This window comes from Nocardia sp. JMUB6875, assembly GCF_041154655.1.
Classification (GTDB): Bacteria; Actinomycetota; Actinomycetes; order Mycobacteriales; family Mycobacteriaceae; genus Nocardia.
The window spans coordinates 34404-51840 of sequence record NZ_BAAFGR010000038.1; the positions used below are offsets into that span (position 1 = coordinate 34404).

The following is a 17437-nucleotide window of genomic DNA, read 5'->3' on the forward strand; positions in this document are numbered from 1 at the left end:
AAAGCCCCACGCACGCAGCGTGATTACTACTGGTCGAGAGCCTCGATGAGGGTGTTCAACCCGGACTTGACGGCCGCGCGCTGTTCCGGCGTGAGGTGTTCCATGGCACCGGCGAACCGCTGGATCCGGGCCGAGGTGAGCCCGGTGACCAGGTCGTGGGCCGCCGCGGTGGCCGTGAGCAGCTGCGCCCGCCCGTCCTCCGGATCCGCGTCCCGGGTCAGGAACCCGCCCTTCTCGAGCCCGGTCACGATCCGCGACATCGTCGGGGCGCTGACCCGCTCGATACCGGCCAGGTCGCCGAGCCGCAGCGGACCCTGGCGGGCGAGGGATGCCAGGGCCGACGCCGCACCGGGGCTCAACGACCCGAGGTCGCCGGACTGGCGCAACAGGCGCAGCAGGCGGCCGATGGCGTGGTAGAGCTCGGCGGCCTCGGTTAGCTGGCCGGGGTCGGCGACGCTCGTCGGCTCGGGCAGCGTGATCTCCTCCGTCTCAGATTCCCTCGCGGGCGGCTTCCCGGAGCTCGGCAGCCTCGTCCGCAACGGTCGGGCTACCGGCGAACCAGGAGGCCACCGCACCGATCAGCATCATAATCGCGGCGCCCAGGAAGACCACGACGAGACCCGAGTGGAAGGGTCCGGAGATCAAGTGCGGGAAGAACTCCTGACCGGTGAGCACGTCCTTGTGCACGCCCGGATGGTCGAGGATGCCGGTCGGGCCGAGCAGCGCCTCGATCGGATTCACGCCCAGGAAGGCCGCGAACAGACTGCCGACCGGAGGCAGACCGGAGATGTTCTGCGCGACATCGGCGGGCACACCCTGCTGCTGCAGACCCGAATTCATGGCGCCCGGCAACGAATTGGACAAGCCGATGATCATGAGCGAGAAGAACACACCGATCGACAGCGCCATACCGCCATTGAGCAGCGTGCCGCGCATGCCGGAGGCGACACCGCGCTGCGAGGCCGGCACCGCCGACATCACCTCGGCGGTATTGGGGGAGGCGAACATGCCCGAGCCCAGCCCGTTGAGCGCGATGACCACCGCGAACGCCCAGTAGGAGAAGTCGACCGGCAGCACCACCAGCAGCACGAACGTGACCGCGGTGATCGCCATGCCCAGCGTCGCGAACAGTCGCGGCCCGTAGCGGTCGGACAGCCTGCCCGAAACCGGTCCCGCCACAAGGAATCCCACCGTCAACGGCAGCAGATAGATGCCCGCCCACAGCGGCGTCGACTCGAAATCGAACCCGTGCAGCGGCAACCAGATGCCCTGCAGCCAGATGATCAGCATGAACTGCAGGCCACCACGCCCCAGCGACGACATCAGCCCCGCCAGATTGCCCAGTCCGAACGCCCGATTCTTCAGCAGCGACAGATGGAACATCGGCTGCTCCACCCTGGTCTCGATCCAGCAGAACAGCGCCAGCACCGCGATACCGCCGAACACCGCGGCCAGCACCCACGGGTTGGACCATCCGGTATTCGAATCCCCGTACGGCTGAATGCCATAGGTGATGCCGGTCAGCAGCGCGGTCAGACCAACGGCGAAGGTAATGGTGCCCGGCAGGTCCAGCGAGCCCGGATTCCGCTGCCCATTGTCATGCAGCGACCGATACGACCACACCGTCCCGAGAATGCCGAACGGCACGCTCACCCAGAACACAGCCTTCCAATCCCACTGCGCCAGCAACCCGCCCAGCAGCAGCCCCAGGAACGAACCCGCCACCGCCGCAACCTGATTGATCCCCAGCGCGAACCCGCGCTGCTCGGCCGGAAACGCATCGGTGAGGATGGCGGCCGCATTGGCCATCAGCATCGCGCCGCCCACGCCTTGCAGCACCCGCCACCCGATCAACCACACCGCACCACCCCCGTGCGTGAACGGATCGAACGACAACGCGATCGCCGTGACCGTGAAGATCACGAACCCGTAGTTGTAGATCTTCACCCGCCCGAGCATGTCCCCGAGCCGCCCGAACATCACCACCAGCACCGCGGATGCGAGCAGAAAGCCCATCATCATCCACAGCAGATAGCTCACGTTTCCCGCCGCCAGCGGATTCAAATCGATCCCCCGGAAGATGTCCGGCAGCGAGATGATCACGATCGACGAGTTGATCGTCACCATGAGCATCCCCAACGTCGTATTCGACAGGGCCACCCACTTGTAATGCGGGTGATCATGCTCGATCCGGAGCCGCCTCCGAATGGTCTGGACATCACCGGTATCTATCTCGGTGGTAGGGGCCGCAGCCATCAGAGCCTCCCGCAAGTCAACGAACCAACAACCCGCCCAAATATAGTTGCATGTCGCTAACTAACGAAATGGTGATGAGGCCCACTCACCGGACCCTCGCCCCCTCTCCGCCCTCCCACCAGCCCAGATATCAAGATCAGGGAGCTCTCAGTGCTCGAAATCGGACAGATTCCAACGCTGACAGCCCCCTGATCTTGAAGGCGGGTGTGGGCTGCGACATGCGTCCGTGGGGTACGCGGCGCTCAGGGCAGGAGGAGGGTTTTGATGGCTCGGCGTTCGTCCATGGCGGCGTAGCCTTCGGCGACCTCGCTGAGGGGCAGGGTCAGGTCGAAGACCTTTCCGGGAGTGATGTGGCCGTCGAGGACGCGGCCGATCAGGTCCGCGAGGAACCGGCGGACGGGAGCTGGGCCGCCGCGGAGGCCCACGTGGGTGCGGAAGAGGTCTTCGCCGGAGATTTGGATGCCGTGGGGGACGCCCACGAAGCCGACGGTGCCGCCGACTCGGGTGGAGTGGCGTGCCTGGGTCATGGATTCGGCGGTGCCTACGCATTCGAGGACGGCGTCGGCGCCTATGCCGTTGGTGAGTTCCTTGATGCGGGCTACGCCGTCGTCGCCGCGTTCGGTGACGATGTCGGTGGCGCCGAAGTCGAGGGCGAGCTTTTGGCGGGCTTCGTGGCGACTCATGGCGATGATACGTTCGGCACCAAGCTCTTTCGCGGCCAGGACGCCGCACAGGCCGACCGCGCCGTCGCCGACGACGGCCACCGTTGAACCCTGCCTGACCTCGGCGGCCACCGCCGCGTACCAGCCGGTGCCCATCACATCGGACAGGGTCAGCAGGCTCGGCACCAGGTCGGCATCCGGCTGCTCGGGCAGGGCGACCAGGGTGCCGCCGGCCTGCGGGATCCGGATCAGTTCGGCCTGGCAGGTGCCCATGAATCCGCCGTTCACGCACGCGGATTGGATGCCATAGCGGCAGTTGGGGCAGGTGTTGTCGGAGTAGGCGAAGCCGCCGACCACGAACTGGCCCGGCCGCGGCGCGGTGACGTCGGCCCCGACCTCCTCGACGATTCCGACGTACTCGTGCCCCATTGGCCGCGGCTCGGGGACCGGGTTGATGCCGCGATAGGGCCACAGGTCCGAGCCGCAGACACAGGTGGCGACGGTGCGGATGATCGCGTCGGTCGGCTGCTCGATGCGCGGATCGGGTCGCTCTTCGAACCGGATGTCGAAGGGCGCGTGTAAGACGGTGCCTCGCATGAGATCTCCTGTTCGCCGAAAAGCGCCGGAAGATACACCTCACGCCATGGTAGCCACCGATTCGCTAACTCTGCGCTTGCGGGGGACCGGGTGGAATGACAGGCTGATCCACATGCCTCAATTGCCTTGGACCAGCGGTGTTTACGAGCCCGAGGACGGGGCGGAGCTGCATGTGCTCACCTCCGAACTGTCTTTGAAGCGGTACGCCGACATACCCCGATTCCTGTGCTGGACGCTGAAGATCCGCACCCAGTTGAAGGACGCCCCCGGCTGCGCGGGCTACAGCCTCGACGCCCTGCTCACCTCGAAGACCTTCCGGACCCTGTCGGCCTGGTCGGACAAGGAGGCGATGGAGGCCTTCGTCCGCGCCGGATCCCACGCCGAAATGCTCGCGGATATGGCTGGGCGCGTGGGCAACCCGAAGTTCGTCGAGTCGAAGGAGACTGGCAAGAACCTGCCGCGTCCTGGGCGGAAGCCCGCGCTCGCCTCACCGCCACGGGCGACTGACAGGCACCGACGAGGTCAGTGAAAGGGATACTCGGCCAGAATCCCGTTGATATGGGTGAGCGTGCGCCCGCCCCACTCGGGATGCACGGCCGACACCAGCCGATGCCATTCCGGGAACCAGATCCGCCGGGCATCGTGCGTCGGCGGCCGCGCCGCATGCTGGTGCACGGTGTCGAGGGCGATCTGACGGGCCATATGGTCCACCACCCAGTACGAGAGCTCGTCGGGTGAGGTCGTGGGCTTGTCGAGGATCTGCTTGTTGCGCTCCCACGCCTCGAAACTCAGTCGGTCGGGCGTTACACGGAAGAACGGCTCGGCGAAGTCCAGGTGACCGTGGTGGCCCGCGATCATGGGCGGGACGTGGGCGGCTGGGCGGGGCGCGACCCGGTGGAGGCGGTCGACCCACAGCAGCACCGACTGCTGGATTTCCTCGGGGTCGAATGGCACCGGACAATCTTGCCTGAAGTTGATCTTGCTATTACACATGGGGTGGGGCCTGCGAGTCGCTGACCAGCTCAGACGCCGGATTCCCGCAGACGTCGTTCGCCTCAGCCAGATGCCTCAGACCCCGCGGAACGCCTTGTCACCGACCCGGTCCGGATCGGTGATGTGGGAGAGGAACAGCCGGGCGGTGGGCGTCGGGGTGCGGGTGGTGACGACGTGCCACGGGCGATTCAAGGGCGTGCCGTCCACCGACAGCACCTCGAGCTGCCCGGCATTCAGATCGGTGACGATGGCATCGGAGTGGATGAGGGTGATGCCCAGACCCTCTCGCGCGGCGGCCAAGGCCGCGCCGTGCGTGCCGAGAGTCAGTGTGGGCGGCCGGATTTGCAACCGATCGAACAGCGCGAGGGTGGTGTCGCGAGTCCCGGATCCTTTGCCGCGCAATAGCCAGGTGGCCTCGCACGGGTCGGGCCAGAGCTTCGGCGCACCGACCACGACCAGCTGGCACGGCCGTCGCGCCCGGGTGACCAGTCCGGTATCCCGCGGCGGCCGCCCCGCGACCACGAGATCGGTCTCGTGGTGGGTCAATTCGAGGAAGAGCACATCGCGCGGCTGGATCGAGAGCCCCAATTCGATACTGGGATAGCGGTTGTGGAACGAGGCCAGCAGCCGCAGCAGCACGTACTCCCCGGCGGTCGCCACCACCCCGATACGCAACCGACCGGTCTCGGCCTCGCGCACCGCCGCGTGCGCCTCCTTCATCAGCCCGAGAATGCTGCGGCAGTAGTCCGCGTACACCCGCCCCGCCTCGGTGAGCGCGATGCCCCGCCCGGATTTGGTCACGAGTTTGGCCCCGAGTTGTTTCTCGATGTGTGCCACGGCCGCCGACGCCGCGGCCTCGGTGATGTGCAACTGCGCGGCGGCGCGGCGAATGCTGGAGTGCTTGGCAACGGCGAGAAAGGTTTCCATGCGCACCGCGCTCACCGTACCCATACTCAACGGTAGCAAACCTGACGAAAAGGTTGAGCGAGAACAGAAACAATCGAATTGTTTGTCGTTAACAGCCCCGTCATCCTGGGAATCGCAAGCAGCTCAACCCGGTTCACAGGAGGAAAGATGGCGGGATCTGACGATGATCGGCGCGGCCGGTGGGATCCGGGTGTGCAGTCGTACGCGTCGATGGGATACTACGCCCCCGACTATCAGCCCAAGGACACCGATGTGCTGGCGGTTTTCCGGGTGACCCCGCAAAAGGGCGTGGACCCGGTCGAGGCGTCGGCCGCGGTGGCCGGCGAATCCTCCACCGCGACATGGACGGTCGTCTGGACCGACCGGCTCACCGCGCACAACCGCTACCAGGGCAAGTGCTACCGGGTGGACGAGGTGCCGGGCCGCCCGGGCGAGTACTTCGCCTACATCGCCTACGATCTCGACCTGTTCGAGGAGGGCTCGATCACCAATCTCACCTCCTCGGTCATCGGCAATGTCTTCGGTTTCAAGCCATTACAAGCATTGCGCCTGGAGGACATGCGTATTCCCGTCGCATATGTCAAGACCTTTCAGGGTCCCGCGCACGGAATCGTTATGGAGCGCGAATATCTCAACAAATACGGACGCCCACTCCTCGGCGCCACGGTGAAACCGAAATTGGGTCTCTCCGCGCGCAACTACGGTCGCGTGGTGTACGAGGCCTGCAAGGGCGGTCTCGATTTCACCAAGGATGACGAGAACATCAACTCGCAGCCGTTCATGCGCTGGCGCGATCGTTTCCTGTTCGCCATGGAGGGCGTCAACCGGGCGATCGCCGAAACCGGTGAATTGAAAGGCCATTACCTCAATGTCACCGCCGCGGACATGGAGGACATGTACGAGCGGGCCGAGTTCGCCAAGTCGCTGGGCAGCTGCATCATCATGATGGACCTGACCGTCGGCTACACGGCCATGCAATCGATGGCCAAGTGGGCGCGCCGCAATGGCATGTTGCTGCACCTGCACCGGGCCGGGCATTCCACCTACACCAGGCAGAAGACGCACGGCGTGAGTTTCCGGGTGCTGGCCAAGTGGTGCCGGTTGATCGGCGTCGATCACGTGCACGCGGGCACCGTCGTGGGCAAGCTGGAAGGCGACCCGCACACGGTCCGCGGCTTCTACGACACCCTGCGCGACGGCCACGTTCCCATGAATCCGGCCAATGGCATCTTCTTCGACCAGGATTGGGCCAGCCTGCCCGGTGTCATGCCGGTGGCCTCGGGCGGTATTCACGCCGGCCAGATGCATCAGCTGCTGGACCTGTTCGGCGATGACGTGATCCTGCAATTCGGCGGCGGCACCATCGGCCACCCGATGGGCATCGCCGCGGGCGCCGAGGCCAATCGGGTCGCGCTCGAGGCGGTCGTCAAGGCGCGCAACGAGGGTCGCGATCTGCTCAAGGAGGGCCCGGACGTGCTGCGCCGCGCCGCCGAGATCAACCGGCCGCTCGATGTCGCCCTCGCGACCTGGGGTGATGTCACCTTCGACTACACCTCCACCGACGCCCCCGACGCCGTCCCCACGGCCACGCGCTGAAAGCCGAGGACCACCAATGCATTTGCGCCAGGGCACCTTCTCGCACCTGCCGGATCTCGACGACACCGAAATCGCCGCCCAGGTCCGCTACGCGCTGCTCAACAACTGGCCGGTGTCGATCGAGTACACCGACGATCCGCATCCGCGCAACAACTACTGGGAGATGTGGGGCCTGCCGCTGTTCGATCTGGACGAACCCGACGGTGTGCTCGCCGAGATCAATGCCTGCCGGGCGACGTTCCCGCGCCACTACATTCGTGTGAACGCCTACGACGCCTCCTACGGCCGCCAGACCACGGCATTGAGCTTCATCGTGCAGCGCCCCGAGCGCGAGCCGGGCTTCCGCCTGGATCGCACCGAATCAGACGACCGTCGCCAGCACTACGGCTTCCACGCCTATGCCACCGACGATCGTCCGGGCGAAAGGTATGGCGGCTGAAGACGTTTCGGGACGGGAGGTTATCGTGAGCGCGGAACGCCCCGCGGTTCCGGACGGCCGGCAGCCTGCAGCCGGCCGTCCGGCGGGCGGGTTCCAGATGCATCGACCCGGGGTCACGAGCCCCGTTCCGGTGCGCGGTACGGCCGCCGAGGGCCCTCCCGGACCGGAGGATTCGGCGGCCGACCACCTGAGTCCGCTCGCTGATGACGCGCTGCTGGACTTGTCGACCGACATCGCGGGCAAGGACGTCGAGGACACCCTCACCCGCCTGGACGCCGAACTGGTCGGCCTGGCGAATGTCAAACGGCGAGTGCGGGAAATCGCGGCCCTGCTGCTCATCGATCGCGCCCGTCAGCGCTTCGGCCTCCAGGCTACCCGCCCGACCATGCACATGAGCTTCACCGGCGGGCCCGGCACCGGCAAGACCACGGTCGCCCTGCGCATGGCCGAGATGCTGCACGCCCTCGGGTACATCCGCAAACCCAAGGTGCACACCGTCACTCGCGATGACCTGGTCGGCCAGTTCATCGGCCACACCGCGCCCAAGACCAAGGAGGCGCTGGCCAAGGCCGCCGGGGGAGTGCTGTTCATCGACGAGGCCTACTACCTGTTCCGCCCGGAGAACGAGCGCGACTACGGGCAGGAGGTCATCGAAATCCTGTTGCAGGAGATGGAGAACGAGCGCACCAGCCTGGTGGTCATCTTCGCCGGTTATCCCGACCGCATGGAGACCTTCTTCTCCGCCAATCCGGGCCTGTCCTCCCGGGTCGCCCACCACATCGAGTTCCCCGACTACACCCACGACGAACTCATGGCCATCGCCGAACTCATGGTGCGCCAGGAGAACTTCCGCTTCGATCCCGCTGCCGCCGAGGCCTTCTCGCGATACCTGCTGCTGCGCATGGCCCGCCCCCGCTTCGCCAATGCCCGCAGCGTGCGCAATGCCCTCGACCGCTGCCGGTTACGCCAGGCCAAGCGCCTGGTGGAGCTGCATCGGCCGGTCGGCCGCGCGGATCTCATCACGCTGACCGACAGCGATGTCCTGGGCAGCAGCGTGTTCGCGGACGCCCCTACCGACTCGAACGGGTCTGCTGACGAAGGGGCCCCTCCATGACGAATTGAGAGCGATTGTGCCCGAAGGACTGAAGACCCTCACCCGCTACACCATCGAGTCGGAGCACCGCCAGCCCGGCGCGTCCGGGGAGTTCTCGGCGCTGCTCAATGTGCTCGCCACCGCCACCAAGATCATCGCGAACCAGGTCACCCGGGGAGCCATCATCGGCTCGCTGGGTGCGACCGGTGCCGAGAACCTGCCGTTCACCGTGCACCGCAAGATGGATGCCATCGCCAATGACGTGATGGTGGCCGAGAGTCAGTGGACCGGGCCGCTCTCGGCGCTGGTGTCGGAGCAGATGCGCGATTGCCATCCGGTGCCGAGCGAGTACCGGCGCGGGAAGTATCTGCTGGCCTTCGATCCGCTGGACGGCTCCAGCAATATCGATGTGAATCTGCCGGTGGGAACGATCTTCAGCGTGCTGCGGGCGCCGGAGGACGGGCGCGAGGCGACCGGTGCGGACTTCCTGCAGCCGGGCGTGCAGCAGGTGTGCGCGGGCTTCACGCTCTACGGTCCGGCCACGATGCTGGTGCTGACCACCGGCAACGGGGTGGACGGATTCACCCTCGACCGTGAGGTGGGCGCGTTCGTGCTCACCCATCCGCGCATGCGAATTCCGGACGACACTTCGGGTTTCGCGATCAATGCCGCCAATGAGCGGTTCTGGGAGCGGCCGGTGCGCCGCTATGTCCACGAATGCCTCGAGGGCGTCGACGGACCGCGCGGGCGGGATTTCAATATGCGCTGGGTCGCCTCCCTGGTGGCCGACACCTTCCACATCCTCACCCGCGGCGGGCTCTACATGTATCCGCGCGACACCCGGCATCCGGATCGTCCGGGCCGGGTCGCGCTGCTGTACGGGGCGAATCCGATCGCCTTCATCGTCGAACAGGCCGGGGGCGCGGCGACCACCGGGCACGAGCGGGTGCTGGATGTGCGTCCGGAGGAACTGCATCAGCGGGTCCCGTTCATCTTCGGGTCCCGCAACGAGGTCGAGCGGATCGAGCGCTATCACCGCGAACCGGAGGAGGGGCCGAGTTTCGATGCCTCCCTGTTCGGTTCGCGCTCGCTGTTCCGGTCGGCCCGCCACTGAGTTTCGCGCATGCGCGAAATCTGTTGTCCGGCAATCGAGGAGGTGCCATGTCGGTCAAACATCCCGTGGTCGCGATCACCGGGTCGTCCGGTGCGGGGACGACCAGCGTCACGCGAACCTTCCAGGAGATCTTCCGCCGCGAGGGAATCAACGCGGCCATCGTGGAAGGGGATTCGTTCCATCGCTACGACCGCAACGAGATGAAGCTGGCCATGGCCGAGGCCGAACAGCAGCGCAATCTGACCTTCTCACATTTCGGGCCGGAGGCGAATCTGCTCAGCGAGCTGGAAGCGCTGTTCCGCGAATACGGGGAGACCGGGGTCGGCTCGGTGCGGCGGTATCTGCACGATGACGATGAGGCCAAACCCTTCGGGCAGCCCGCGGGCACGTTCACGCCGTGGGAGGAACTCGCGCCGGGCAGCGATCTGCTGTTCTACGAGGGTCTGCACGGCGCGGCGGTCGGCGAGGACGTCGATGTGGCGCGCTACGCGGATCTGCTGGTCGGCGTGGTGCCCATCATCAATCTGGAGTGGATTCAGAAGGTGCACCGCGACAAGACCGAACGCGGATACTCCAGCGAGGCCATCATCGACACCATCCTGCGGCGCATGCCCGACTACGTGAAGCACATCTGCCCGCAGTTCTCGCGGACCTATGTGAACTTCCAGCGGGTGCCGACGGTCGACACCTCGAATCCGTTCACCGCCCGGACCATTCCGACCGCGGACGAGAGTTTCGTGGTGATCCGCTTCGCCGATCCGAAGGTGATCGACTTCCCGTATCTGCTGTCCATGCTGCACGATTCGTTCATGTCGCGGCCCAACAGCATCGTGGTGCCCGGCGGCAAGATGGATCTGGCCATGCAGCTGATCTTCACGCCGCTGATCCTGCGGCTGATGGACAAGCGGCCCAAACGGCTGCGCTGAGAATTCTTGTGGTGCAACAGAAACGGCGGCCGCCCCGAAGGACGACCGCCGTGGATGGTTGTCGCGAGCCGTGAGCCCTCGAAGGCTCAGAGTCCCGCGGGGACCTTCTTGGCGCGGCTCTTCACCTGGAAGGCCGTGATCACCTCGAAGACACCGATGGCGATCAGCCAGCAGCCCACCACGATGACCAGCGCGCCGATGGAGCGGAAGGGCTCCACGATCAGCAGGCCGCCACCGACGATGAGCAGCACGCCGAACAGGACCTGCCAGCCCCGGCCCGGCAGCGCGACATCGGACATCGCGGCCACCAGGGTGGCGGTGCCGCGGAAGATCCAGGTGATGCCGATCCACAGCGCCAGCAGGCCGATGGCCTGGAACTCATTGCGGAAGCAGAAGAAACCCAGAACGAAGGACAGGATCGCGGTGATGAACGACAGCACCCGCATCCAGGTGCTGACGTGCAGACCGAATGCCGCGATCAGCTGGAAGACACCGGACACGAGCAGGTAGATACCGAACAGGACGCCGGCGACGACCAGGGTGGGCCCGGGCCAGACGAGAATCAGGATGCCCAGCACCACCGAGAGAAGACCGGTGACCAGGATCGACTGCCACGCACTGCGGGCCAGTGCTTGGACCGGCCCCTCGTAAACTCCCTCTTTGCTGGTTGTCATGTTCGCCAGAATATGACCAGATAGGACGAATATCGCTCAATTAGCTATGTGTTGCGAGGCTGTGACGTATCTCAGCCTTCGTCGGCGGAGAGTCGCATGTTCCGGCGCACCCACCGAATGTCCGCGCGCCAGGTGTAGGCGGCCACGATCAATGAGCCGAGAAAAGCCGCGTTGAGCATGTAATACCCGTCGATCACCAGGGATACGAGACCACCGATGAGCGCGCCGAGTGCGAACGAAAAATATTGCGTCGCATAGCCGAGCCAGTTGCGGGCATCGCCCTCACCGGCAATATGGCGTTCCAGGCCCTGCGCGAATTTCACCAAGGTGCCGGTCACATAACTGACCGGGATGGATACCTCTCCGTTCTTCACGAACGAGGTGTTGAGCGCGCCCATGCCGAAGGCCACGAAAAGGATCGGGACCAAGCCGATTCCGCGCTCTTCCAGGAAGAAGTCGACCACGGCCGCGCCCAGTAGCGCGCCAGTGGTGAGCATGGTCGCGCCGTGCGGATGGTTCGTCCACCAGTGGCGGCGGCAGATCGAAGCCACGAAGACCCCGGCCAGGAAGCAGACGATGATGGCGGCCGCACCGGCGGCGAGGACCTCGTCGCCGGAGAAATTGCCCAGGATCGCACGTTCGGTATTGCCGGTCATGAAGGTGACGAAGTAGCCCGCGGAATGGGTGTACGCGGCCGCGCCGATGAATCCCGCCAGGACCGACAGCACCGCGGACAGCCGCATTTCGAGGTCCCAGAAGGGTTCGGGGTTGCGCTTGCGCGTCGAAGTCACAGCAACAGGCTAGCAATCCGAATCACGGTGTCCGGGAGGCGAAAATCCGGGCGGCTGTCGGCGCGCCCCGCGGTGCGGTACAGTGCGTATGTTAACCGGAATTCACATCCGGCTCGTCCAGTGGGAACAAGGAGAAGTCATGACCTCCGCCGTCATCGTCGACGCCGTCCGCACCCCTTCCGGTAAGGGGAAAATCGGTGGCGGCCTGTCGGAAGTGCATCCGGCGACACTGCTGTCCGGGGTGCTGCAGAGCCTGGTCGAGCGCACCGGAATCGATCCGGCACTGGTCGATGATGTGATCGGCGGTTGCGTAACCCAGAGCGGTGAGCAGGCGTTCAATATCTCGCGGACCGCGGTGCTGGCGGCCGGATTTCCGGAGTCCGTACCCGCCACAACGGTGGATCGGCAGTGTGGATCCTCACAGCAGGCGGCGCATTTCGCGGCGCAGGGCGTGATCGCGGGGGCCTACGACATCGCCATCGCCTGCGGTGTGGAATCCATGTCGCGGGTGCCGATGTTCTCCAACGCCCAGGGCAAGGACGCCAACCGTGGCCCGATCGCGCACCGGTACCCGGACGGGCTTGTGCAGCAGGGCATTTCGGCGGAGGTGATCGCGGCCCGCTGGAAGTTCGACCGGACCGCCCTGGACGAATTCGCGGCGCGCTCGCACCAATTGGCCGCGGCCACCGCCGCATCCGGCGGCTTCGACAACGAATTGGTCGCCGCTGGCAGCCTCACCGCCGACGAGACCATCCGGCCCAGCACCACCGTCGAGGGCCTGGCCGGCCTGAAGCCCGCGTTCGTCGACGCCGAATTCAAGGCCCGCTTCCCGGAAATCGAGTGGTCCATCACCCCGGGCAACTCCTCGCCGCTCACCGACGGCGCGTCCGCGGCACTCATCATGAGCGAGGAGAAGGCCACCCAGCTGGGCCTGAAGCCCCGCGCCCGCTTCCACTCCTTCGCCGTCACCGGCGACGACCCGCTGCTCATGCTGACCGCCGTCATCCCCGCCACCCGCAAGGTCCTCGCCCGAGCGGGCCTGTCCATCAACGACATCGACGCCTACGAGGTCAACGAGGCCTTCGCCCCCGTCCCCCTGGTCTGGGCCCACGAACTGGCCGCCGACCCGGCCAAACTCAACCCCCGCGGCGGCGCCATCGCCCTCGGCCACCCCCTCGGCGCCTCCGGCACCCGCATCCTCACCACCATGCTCAACCATCTCGAGCAGACCGGCGGCCGCTACGGCCTCATGACCATGTGCGAGGCCGGCGGCCTCGCCAACGCCACCATCATCGAACGCCTCTGAGCTCCGCCGGGTCCGGTGGCGTAGGGGGCCGCCGGACCCGGCTGATTTTCCACGCGCTCGGCCCCACGCCCTGGAGAACGCGGATCGTGTCGGGGAGCGGTTCTAAGCTGAGGTCGGTTGTGCGGCCGCGGCGGACAGGTGGAGGCGTTGTGAAGGTTTCGTGGGATCAGGTGTTCAGCTGGCGGGTGCGGCGGCAGTTCGTTGATCCGCGGACCAAGGGTGATGTGCTGGCCGTGGTCGAGCGGCTGTGCGGGGTGCAGGCGCAGGTCACCTCGGCGGCGGAAACCGCTGTGGCACTGCGGCGGTCGGCCGGTAAGCCGGGGGCGGTCGTCGAGGCGTTGGGGGAGGGGACCCTGATGAAGACGTGGGCCATGCGGGGGACATTGCATGCCCTCACGCCGGAGATCGGAGCCGCGGCTCTGTCGCTGATGGCGTCGGCGCGGACGTGGGAGAAGCCGGCGTGGACGAAGGCGGCCGGGGCCACGCCGGAGGATGTCGCCGCGATGGTGAAGGCGGTCGGTGAGATTCTCGACGGCAGGGTGCTCACGCGTGACGAGTTGGTCGGGGAGCTCATCGCCGAACCTCGGTTCCAGCCGTTGGAGGCGCATCTGCGGTCGGGGTGGGGGTCGATGCTCAAGCCGCTGGCCTGGCAGGGGGCGCTCTGTTACGGATCGAGTCGCGGAACCTCGGTGACGTTCAGCAATCCGGCCCACGTGATTCCCGGCTGGTCCGGCATTCCGGATCCGGACGCGGCCGCGCCGCTTGTCATCCGCACCTACCTGGGCGCGTACGGTCCCGCGACGCCGGAGATCTTCAACAACTGGCTGACTCGCGGGTTCCTGAGCAAAACGACTGTGCGGCGCTGGTTTTCGGCGCTCGGCGATGAGCTCACCGAAATCGAGGTCGAGGGCCGCACCGGCTACTTCCTCACCGAACACCTCGACGAACTACGAAAGACCAAGCCGTCCTCCGCGGTTCACCTCCTCGGCCAGTTCGACCAGTACGTCCTGGGGCCCGGAACCGGCGACACCGCCCTGCTTCCCGGCGACCATCGCGCCAAGGTCAGCCGTACCGCGGGTTGGATCTCGCCCCTGGTCCTGGTCGGCGGCCGCATCGCCGGAACCTGGGACCTCGACAAGGGCGATCTGGTGGTCTCCATGTTCGACGGCGCACCCGTTCCGACCGCGCCGATCACCGCCGAACTACCCCGCATCGCGGCGGCCATCGGCCAGCCGGTGAACGCAGTCCGCGCCGCCTGAATCGGTCGCCGGTCTCTCTACTTTCGGCTGGGCAGCAGGTCCGGGTCGTGCGCGCCCGGGCCGAGTTGCAGGCGAAGGTCCTTCGCGGTGAGGTGATCGCCGCATTCCGAGCACACGGGCTGGACGGTCATGACGTGGTCGCAGGCCTTGTGGACGGCCTCGATCGGCGGCCCGTCCGGGGCGGCCCATTCATCACCCCACTGCCGCATGGCGGCCACGATCGTCCAGAGTGAACGGCCCTTGTCGGTGAGCACGTAGTCGTAGCGGACGGGGTTGTCCTGGTACGGGGTCTTCTCCAGAATGCCCTGCGCCACAAGGTGTTCCAGGCGCTGAGTGAGGACATTGCGGGCGATTCCGAGCCGCGAGCGGAAGTCGTCGAAGCGGGTGATGCCGAACAGGGCGTCCCGGACGATGAGCAGGGTCCACCATTCGCCCACCACCTCCAGGCATTGGGCGATGGAGCAGTTCATGTCCTCGAAGCTGGTTCGCCGCATGCACACAGCATAGTCGGTTGCTTCAAGAGACTCACTGGCCTATGGTCCGTCCTATGAAGAAACTCACTGGGATCGGTTGTCGACCGGGCGGGGGAGATCGATGAGTACGGCTGTCGCGCAAGAGGAACGGCGGGCGGTGGATCCGCGGCTGGTGCTGGGCATCGTCGCGGTGGCCGTGGTGCTGTCGAGCCTGGATCTGTTCATCGTGAATGTGGCACTGCCGCGGATCGCCGAGGATTTCTCCGGGGCGCGCATCTCGGGGCTGTCGTGGGTGCTGAACGCGTATTCGATCGTCTACGCGGCGCTGCTGGTGCCCGCCGGGCGGCTCGGCGACCGGAACGGGAACAAGACCACCTTCCTGGCCGGGCTCGGCATCTTCGTGCTGGGATCGGCGCTGTGCGCGGTCGCGTGGAATACCGGTGCGCTGGTGGCATTCCGGGTCGCCCAGGCGGCGGGCGCGGCGCTGCTGACACCCTCGTCACTGGGCCTGCTGATGGCTGCCACGCCGCCCGAGAAGCGGGCCACGGCCGTGCGATTGTGGGTCGCCTTCGGCGGACTGGGTGCCGCGCTGGGGCCCGTGATCGGCGGGGTGCTCGTCGAATTCCATTGGCGCTGGGTATTTCTGGTGAATGTGCCGATCGGCGTGATCGCGCTGGTGGTCGGGCTGCGGCTGCTGCCCAGGCCCGCGGGTTCGGGCGGCGCGCTGCCGGACGGGCTCGGGGCGCTCACGCTGATCGCGTCGGTGGCCTCGCTGATCCTGGCCCTGGTCAAGGGGCCGGACTGGGGTTGGGGTTCGGCGGGCGTGCTCGGCGCGTTCGTGGCGGCGGTCGTGTTCGGGGTGGTGTTCGTCGTCTCGTCGCTGCGCCATCACAGTCCGGTCGTGGATCCCGGATTGCTGCGGGTGCCGAATTTCGCGCTCATGATGGGCAATTCGCTGCTGTTCAATATCGCGTTCGCGGGGATGCTGCTGTCGGTGGTGTTGTGGATGCAGAACGTCTGGGGCTGGTCGGCGCTGAAGACCGGGCTGGCGATCGCGCCCGGCCCGCTGATGGTGCCCTTCGTCGCGGTGTCGGCGGGCAAGCTCATCGCCCGGGTGGGCGCGGGGCCGGTGCTGGCGCTGGGCGGAGTCTCCTTCGCGGCCGGACTCGTGTGGTGGGCGCAGGCGGTCACGCTGCATCCGAACTACGCGGCGGGATTGCTCGGCGGCATGCTGGTGACCGGCCTCGGCGTCGGACTGACCATGCCGACCAGCGTCGCGGCGGGCACGGCCGGACTGCCGCCCCAGCGATTCGCGACCGGTTCGGCGGTGCTGAGCATGGCCCGGCAGATCGGAATGGCCGTGGGCGTGGCGGTTTTCGTGGCGGTGCTCGGTTCACCCGACGGCCCGCACGCCACTCTCGAAGCGTTCCAACACGGTTGGTATGCCATCGCGGCCGCATCCGTGGTGGCGGGTGTGCTCGGCCTGGCCGCGCGAATCGCCAGACCCGCACCGGTCTCCGGGTAGCTTCTCAGGGGCGGTTTCAGGGGTTGTCCGGATGTTCGGCGCCCCGGCCGTCCCTACCGTCGGAGTATGCGAATCGGGCTGATGGTGACAGCGCTGGTGGCGGTGGGCGCAGCGGGGTGCGCGACGGTGGCCACCACGACACCGCAGCCGGTGTCCACCACCCCGATGGCGGTGTCGCCCAAGCGAGTCGACCGCATCCGCACCGATATCGACGCCCTGGTGCGCGACGGCACCACGGGCGTGATCGCCACCCTTACCGAGAACGGCCAGACGGTGACCCTCACCGCCGGGGTCGCCGATCGCGCCACCAAGGCCCCGATCCCCATGGCCCCGCCACAGCAGGTCCGGATCGGCAGCGTCTCCAAAACCTTTGCGGCGGCGCTCATCCTGCAGCTGGTATCGGAGGGCAGGCTGCGCCTGGACGAGCCCGTCGACACCTATCTACCGGGCCTGCTGAGCGGCAACGGCGTGGACGGCCACGCGATCACCGTGCGGCAGATCCTCCAACACCGCAGCGGCCTACCGGAACTGTCCGAGGACCCGGAAATCGACGAGGTGAAGGCCGCGGCCACCGGCCGCACCTTCACGCCGGCCGAGGAGGTTGCCATAGCGCTGCGCCGACCCGCGCAGTTCGCGCCGGGGGAGCGGTTCAAGTACACCAACACCAACTTCATCGTCGCCGGAATGCTGGTCGAAAAGGTCACCGGCCGAACGTATTCCGAGGAGCTCGCCGGCCGCATCACCACCCCGAACCAGCTCCCCGACACCTCCCTCCCAGCCCCGGGCGACACCGCCATCCGCGGCCC

General features: G+C 66.7%; 18 protein-coding genes. 10 read left to right on the forward strand and 8 right to left on the reverse strand.

Translation table 11 applies throughout. From position 1 onward, the window contains the following. Nucleotides 1-26: 26 nt before the first annotated feature. The 3 genes from ACAM49_RS12425 to ACAM49_RS12435 form a co-directional block, all read right to left on the reverse strand. Nucleotides 27-539, reverse strand: coding sequence for a MarR family winged helix-turn-helix transcriptional regulator (locus tag ACAM49_RS12425; RefSeq protein WP_369635617.1), 513 nt, complete (start codon nucleotides 537-539; stop codon nucleotides 27-29). Then, nucleotides 490-2256 carry an MFS transporter gene (locus ACAM49_RS12430; protein ID WP_369635618.1) on the reverse strand — a complete coding sequence of 589 codons (1767 nt, stop codon included), beginning with the start codon at nucleotides 2254-2256 and terminating at the stop codon, nucleotides 490-492. The genes ACAM49_RS12425 and ACAM49_RS12430 overlap by 50 nt, the downstream gene beginning before the upstream one ends. A 242-nt stretch (nucleotides 2257-2498) precedes the next feature. Next, nucleotides 2499-3515, reverse strand: coding sequence for a zinc-dependent alcohol dehydrogenase family protein (locus tag ACAM49_RS12435; RefSeq protein WP_369635619.1), 1017 nt, complete (start codon nucleotides 3513-3515; stop codon nucleotides 2499-2501). A gap of 112 nt (nucleotides 3516-3627) precedes the next feature. On the opposite strand from ACAM49_RS12435, the gene ACAM49_RS12440 reads away from it, so the two are divergent. Beyond that, on the forward strand, nucleotides 3628-4044 hold the full coding sequence (locus tag ACAM49_RS12440; RefSeq protein ID WP_369635620.1) for a hypothetical protein: 417 nt from the start codon (nucleotides 3628-3630) through the stop codon (nucleotides 4042-4044). Here the strand turns inward: ACAM49_RS12440 and ACAM49_RS12445 are convergent. Both ACAM49_RS12445 and ACAM49_RS12450 read right to left on the reverse strand, forming a co-directional pair. Then, nucleotides 4038-4469: an Imm63 family immunity protein gene (locus ACAM49_RS12445; RefSeq protein WP_369635621.1), complete on the reverse strand. Its 432-nt coding sequence runs from the start codon at nucleotides 4467-4469 to the stop codon at nucleotides 4038-4040. The genes ACAM49_RS12440 and ACAM49_RS12445 overlap by 7 nt on opposite strands. Nucleotides 4470-4583: 114 nt before the next feature. Continuing rightward, a complete protein-coding gene (locus ACAM49_RS12450; protein WP_369635635.1) occupies nucleotides 4584-5459 on the reverse strand; it encodes a LysR family transcriptional regulator in 876 nt (291 codons plus the stop codon). 123 nt (nucleotides 5460-5582) lie between these two features. On the opposite strand from ACAM49_RS12450, the gene ACAM49_RS12455 reads away from it, so the two are divergent. The 5 genes from ACAM49_RS12455 to ACAM49_RS12475 are packed head-to-tail and all read left to right on the forward strand — an operon-like array spanning nucleotide 5583 to nucleotide 10603. Then, a complete protein-coding gene (locus ACAM49_RS12455; protein ID WP_369635622.1) occupies nucleotides 5583-7031 on the forward strand; it encodes a form I ribulose bisphosphate carboxylase large subunit in 1449 nt (482 codons plus the stop codon). 16 nt (nucleotides 7032-7047) lie between these two features. Next, nucleotides 7048-7470 carry a ribulose bisphosphate carboxylase small subunit gene (locus ACAM49_RS12460; RefSeq protein WP_369635623.1) on the forward strand — a complete coding sequence of 141 codons (423 nt, stop codon included), beginning with the start codon at nucleotides 7048-7050 and terminating at the stop codon, nucleotides 7468-7470. 25 nt (nucleotides 7471-7495) lie between these two features. Beyond that, complete coding sequence (locus ACAM49_RS12465) at nucleotides 7496-8584, forward strand: AAA family ATPase (RefSeq protein ID WP_369635624.1); 1089 nt, start codon at nucleotides 7496-7498, stop codon at nucleotides 8582-8584. 16 nt (nucleotides 8585-8600) lie between these two features. Continuing rightward, nucleotides 8601-9677 carry a class 1 fructose-bisphosphatase gene (locus ACAM49_RS12470; protein ID WP_369635625.1) on the forward strand — a complete coding sequence of 359 codons (1077 nt, stop codon included), beginning with the start codon at nucleotides 8601-8603 and terminating at the stop codon, nucleotides 9675-9677. 47 nt (nucleotides 9678-9724) lie between these two features. Then, nucleotides 9725-10603 (forward strand): phosphoribulokinase, encoded by an 879-nt coding sequence (locus tag ACAM49_RS12475; protein WP_369635626.1) that lies wholly within the window; start codon nucleotides 9725-9727, stop codon nucleotides 10601-10603. Between the two features lie 86 nt (nucleotides 10604-10689). On the opposite strand, the gene ACAM49_RS12480 is transcribed toward ACAM49_RS12475, so the two are convergent. Then, nucleotides 10690-11277 (reverse strand): HdeD family acid-resistance protein, encoded by a 588-nt coding sequence (locus ACAM49_RS12480; protein WP_369635627.1) that lies wholly within the window; start codon nucleotides 11275-11277, stop codon nucleotides 10690-10692. A 71-nt stretch (nucleotides 11278-11348) separates the two neighbouring features. After that, nucleotides 11349-12020, reverse strand: a complete 672-nt coding sequence (locus ACAM49_RS12485) for a YoaK family protein (RefSeq protein WP_369635636.1) — start codon at nucleotides 12018-12020, stop codon at nucleotides 11349-11351. A 187-nt stretch (nucleotides 12021-12207) separates the two neighbouring features. Between ACAM49_RS12485 and ACAM49_RS12490 the strand changes: the two genes are divergently transcribed. After that, nucleotides 12208-13374 carry an acetyl-CoA C-acyltransferase gene (locus ACAM49_RS12490; RefSeq protein ID WP_369635628.1) on the forward strand — a complete coding sequence of 389 codons (1167 nt, stop codon included), beginning with the start codon at nucleotides 12208-12210 and terminating at the stop codon, nucleotides 13372-13374. A gap of 149 nt (nucleotides 13375-13523) precedes the next feature. Continuing rightward, a complete protein-coding gene (locus ACAM49_RS12495; protein ID WP_369635629.1) occupies nucleotides 13524-14633 on the forward strand; it encodes a winged helix DNA-binding domain-containing protein in 1110 nt (369 codons plus the stop codon). Nucleotides 14634-14650: 17 nt separating this feature from the next. Here ACAM49_RS12495 and ACAM49_RS12500 read toward each other — a convergent pair whose 3' ends face one another. Further along, nucleotides 14651-15127, reverse strand: coding sequence for a winged helix-turn-helix transcriptional regulator (locus ACAM49_RS12500; protein WP_369635630.1), 477 nt, complete (start codon nucleotides 15125-15127; stop codon nucleotides 14651-14653). Between the two features lie 100 nt (nucleotides 15128-15227). On the opposite strand from ACAM49_RS12500, the gene ACAM49_RS12505 reads away from it, so the two are divergent. Next, a complete protein-coding gene (locus ACAM49_RS12505; RefSeq protein WP_369635631.1) occupies nucleotides 15228-16631 on the forward strand; it encodes an MFS transporter in 1404 nt (467 codons plus the stop codon). Between the two features lie 66 nt (nucleotides 16632-16697). Beyond that, nucleotides 16698-17437 (forward strand): serine hydrolase domain-containing protein (locus ACAM49_RS12510; protein WP_369635632.1); only part of this gene is annotated, 740 nt, incomplete at its 3' end.